Source organism: Sphingorhabdus sp. (genome assembly GCF_044354325.1).
In the GTDB taxonomy this organism is placed as follows: Bacteria; Pseudomonadota; Alphaproteobacteria; order Sphingomonadales; family Sphingomonadaceae; genus Sphingorhabdus_B.
In genome coordinates this window covers 1-4,640 of the sequence record NZ_JBILAF010000142.1, presented here as the reverse complement: position 1 = coordinate 4,640, position 4,640 = coordinate 1, and the positions used below count along the sequence as shown (strand labels likewise).

Annotated in this window: 3 protein-coding genes; 1 reads left to right on the top strand and 2 read right to left on the bottom strand. The window is 57.4% G+C overall.

The genetic code is table 11. From position 1 onward, the window contains the following. Positions 1 to 1,530 (bottom strand): alkyl/aryl-sulfatase (locus ACIQ0G_RS10330; protein WP_397577831.1); only part of this gene is annotated, 1,530 nt, incomplete at its 3' end. A 96-nt stretch (positions 1,531 to 1,626) separates the two neighbouring features. After that, complete coding sequence (locus ACIQ0G_RS10325; protein ID WP_397577832.1) at positions 1,627 to 3,804, bottom strand: primosomal protein N'; 2,178 nt, start codon at positions 3,802 to 3,804, stop codon at positions 1,627 to 1,629. Positions 3,805 to 3,979: 175 nt separating this feature from the next. Here ACIQ0G_RS10325 and fsa point away from each other — a divergent pair, with 175 nt between their 5' ends. Then, positions 3,980 to 4,633, top strand: coding sequence for a fructose-6-phosphate aldolase (gene fsa / locus ACIQ0G_RS10320; protein WP_397577830.1), 654 nt, complete (start codon positions 3,980 to 3,982; stop codon positions 4,631 to 4,633). Positions 4,634 to 4,640: the final 7 nt, after the last annotated feature.

Here is a 4,640-nt window from a genome sequence, read left to right as displayed (position 1 = left end):
CAGAAACATGTTACGCCAAATCGCGGACTCCGCCTGATAGCCTTGCTGTTCGTAGCTGTCGGCGAGTAAAGCCCGGCCTTCAACATTTTTGGGATCGGCAAAAACCAATTGGTTCAACAGGTCCGAAGACCAGCGATAATCCCCCGCCTTCATGGCCTTTTGGGCCGCCGCGAGCAGCTTCTTTGCGCCGCCCATTGCAGCGACCATTTTCGCCGCGCGAACTTCAGGCGGGTGGGGGTTAAGATTGGCAGGGACGGCGTCATACCAGCCAAGATAATATTGATACACGGCCTTCGAATTGTGGCTGTAGGTGCCGTAATAGCCCTTGTTGAACCATTGGTCGCCAATCGCTGGCGGCGCCTTCAACGCCTCGGCAATTTCGGCCTGGGTCATACCCTTGTTCATCATGCGGACTGTTTGGTCGTGCAAATAGCGATAGTTATCGCGTTGGCCCGACAACCAGCCTTTGACCTCCGATTGTCCAAAGCGCGGCCAGCAATGGCTTGAGATGATCGTGTCGCTGCGGTCGCCGTACAGGTTGACAGCTTCGTTGAGGAACCCGGACCAGCTGAGCGCATCGCGCACCTTTGCGCCGCGCGGGGTCAGAATATTGTGCAGACTGCAGGTGGCTATTTCTGCCGCCAAAAATGTGCGCGCTGCGGGGATATAAACGTTCATTTCGGCTGGCGCTTCTGTCGCGGGCACCATTTGAAATTCGAGATTCACCCCATCAATTTCGCGCACTTCACCGGTTTTGCGGATGTCGATGGTTGGTGGAATGAGCGTAATGTCACCGCCGCCAATGCCTTTGCCGATGCCACTGCCCATTTGACCCTGCGGCCCCGGCGCCAAGTTGGTGCCAAATTGGAATGTCGCGCGTCTGCTCATCGCTGGCCCAGCCATCACATTTTCGGACGCGGTTTCAGCCAGAAAATGTTCGGGCGCGATAATGGCGACTTTGCCCGCCTTAACATCGGCTTCATTGACGATGCCGCGCACCCCGCCAAAATGGTCTCCATGGCTATGGCTATAAATGACTGCAGAGACAGGGCGTGTCCCCAGCTTTTCATTCACAAGCTTCAGTGCCGCAGCGGCGGTATCACGGCTGGTCAACGGATCAATGATAATCCAACCCGTTTGCCCTTTGATGATGGTCATGTTGGACACATCAAACCCGCGCACTTGCCACATATTGTCGGTCACCGCATATAGGCCATGCTTGCGCAAAAGCCCCATGTGCCGCCACAGGCTGGGGTTTACCGTGTCCGGCGATGCCGAATTGCCCATCCAGTCATAAGCGCCCAAATTCCAGACCGGCTTGCCATCTTTGTTGGTGATAATGGGGTCCGTCAGACTTCCAAGAAAACCGCGATCTGCAAATTCGAGGTCACGACCATCTTCGGCCGGAAGCTGCGCCGCCATGCTGCGCTGTGCGGCAATGGTCGCGTCCGATGCTGGCTTGGCGTCTTGCGCAAAAACACCTGTGGCCGACGCCGTGCTCAACAGCATGGCGCATAAGAATTTCTGCATGTTGGTCTCTCCCCCAAATTTTTTTTGGACGATGCATCATAAGGCGGCGCAGGTAAATCAGGTTTTTTCGACCCGGGATTATCCAACCATCAGAATTTATAAGAAACTATAGGGATCAACGTCCACTCCGACCCGAACGCTCCGGGGAAAATGCAGGCTGCCCAGCCATTCGCGAATGATGGTCTGCACCTCCACCGAACGCTGTGCATGGACCAACAACCGCTGGCGGTACCGGCCACGCAGCATAGCCAGCGGCGCTGGCGCGGGGCCGTAAACATACATGCCGTCAACCTGCGGCGCGGCGCCACCGACCGCGCGGGCCGCTTCAATAGCCTCGCGTTCGTCTTCTGATGAAATGATGATCGCCGCAAAACGCCCGAACGGCGGCGCGCCTGCGGATTTGCGTTGCTCGGTTTCCGCATCATAAAATGCATCGCGATCCCCTGCGACCAACGCAGCGATCACGGGGTGGTTGGGATTACGCGTCTGTATGAAAACCTCACCCGGCTTTTCACCGCGCCCTGCCCGGCCGGCCGCCTGCGCAATTTGCTGAAATGTCCGTTCGGCCGCACGCAAGTCGCCACCTTCAAGACCAAGGTCGGCATCAATCACGCCCACCAAGGTCAGCTCAGGAAAGTGATATCCCTTGGTCACCAACTGCGTGCCGATGATGATATCGACCGCCTTATTTTCAACCCGCGAGACGAACTCGGCGGCTTTTTCCGGTGACCATAATGTGTCCGATGTCGCAACGATGGTGCGCGCATCGGGCAGCAGGCGATTTACCTCATCACAAATGCGTTCAACGCCGGGGCCACAGGCGACCAAGGTATCGCTTTCGCCGCATTCAGGGCATTCCTCCGGCGGCGGCATGACATGGCCGCAATGGTGGCACGCAAGCCGGCGAACCAGCCGGTGTTCGACCATCCAGCTAGTGCAATTGGGGCATTGGAAGCGGTGGCCACATGTCCTGCACAAGGTGAGCGGCGCAAACCCGCGCCGGTTGAGGAACAGCAAGCTTTGCTCGCCGCGTTCCACGCGCTCTTCCAAAGCCTTGAGCAATGTTGGCGCAATCCAATGTTGACGCTCGGGCGCGTCCAAGGTGAGGTCAATCGCCTTGATCTCCGGCATTTTGGCCGCGCCGAAACGGGACGGGATTTCCAACCCCTTATAGCGGCCAATCGTGACCATATGGCGCGATTCCAACGCGGGTGTGGCCGACGCCAGCACCACGGGAAAGCCTTCAAAGCGGCCACGCATCACGGCGACATCGCGGGCGTGGTACCGCACGCCATCTTCTTGCTTAAAGCTGCTCTCATGCGCTTCGTCGACGATGATCAGCCGCAGATTGGCAAAGGGCAGGAACAAAGCCGATCGTGCCCCGACCAGCACCTTTGCACTGCCGTCCGCCACCGCGCGCCACACACGGCGGCGCTGCGTTGACCGCAAATTGCTATGCCATACGGCAGGCTCCACCCCGAAACGGGCTTCAAAGCGGTCCAGAAACGGCGCTGTCAGCGCGATTTCGGGGAGCAGCACGAGCACTTGCTTGCCCAAGCGAATAGCCTCGGCAACGGCTTCAAAATAGGTTTCGGTTTTGCCAGACCCCGTCACGCCGTCTAGGACAAAGGTGTCAAACCCACCCGAGCGGACGGCGGTGACCATTGCGTCTGCCGCGACCATTTGCGCGTCATTCAATTTTGGCGCATCGAACTCCGCGAGCGGTTCAGGTAGCGGAGAATCCACGCTGATCGTAACGGGTTCAAAGGCCCCTGTCTTTATAAGCCCGCGGATGACAGCATCGCTAACGCCTGCTTCTGCCGCAAGTTCACGCACAAGGCCTTGCGCCCCCTCCAACGCGTCCAGCGCGGCGGCGCGTTGCGGGGTGAGCCTTGCAGGTTCAAAGCCGGTGCGGCGATATTCGATGATCGTACCAGACACCGTAAACGCCGCAGACGACGCCAGGACCATACGCAACACCGCGGCATGGCTGGTCAGATAATAATCGGCGACCCAGTTGACGAGGCGGCGCAGCCCGTGTCCAAGTGGCGGACAGTCGAGCAGTTCCAACACGGGCCGAAGTTTGCTAGCATCGACAGCTTCATCGCCAAAAACATCATCATCCCAGATAACGCCCGGCAATTTACGCGGACCCAGCGGGACCATCACCACCCACCCGGGGCCAGCTTCCATACCCGCAGGCAACCGATAGTCGAGCGGACCAATCGCTTGCGTCAACAGGACGACACGGACACGGTTGGTGGGCGGATTCATTCCGTCGATATAGGCAGACAAACGGGGGACGTCACCCACCTATCCGGGCCAATGCAAAAGCATGTTCGTTTGGCGTGATATATTGCGGCAATTCCGCACGGAATATTGCCTGTCATTTCCACGTTAACTTTGCCAATAGGCAGTATACCGAATCTACTATCAGGAATAACGTGCCATGAAATTTTTTGCCGACACCGCTGACATTGCCGATATCAAAGATCTGGCAGCGACTGGCTTGCTTGATGGCGTCACCACCAACCCGAGTTTGATTGCCAAATCGGGCCGCGATTTCATTGAAGTCACCCGCGAAATTTGCGCGCTGACCGATGGACCTGTATCCGCCGAAGTCGTTGCGCTGGATCATGCAACGATGATGAAAGAGGCGGAAATCCTCCGCAAGATTGCAAGCAATGTCTGCATCAAGGTGCCATTGACGATTGATGGTCTGAAAACCTGCAAAGCGCTGACGTCAGAAGGGACCATGGTCAATGTGACCTTGTGCTTCTCTGCAAACCAAGCACTGCTGGCGGCCAAAGCCGGTGCAACTTTTGTATCGCCCTTCGTCGGTCGTCATGATGACAATGGCTTTGACGGCATGCAGCTGATCAGTGACATTCGCCTGATTTACGACAATTACGCATTCGACACTGAAATCCTCGTCGCCAGCGTGCGCCATGGTGTGCATGTGCTTGAAGCAGCGAAAATCGGCGCTGATGTGATGACGGCACCACCCGCAGTCATCAAGGGCCTGTTCAAGCATATCCTGACGGACAAGGGCATTGAAGGCTTTTTGGCGGACTGGGCGAAGACTGGTCAAGCCATCGGCTAATGCTATC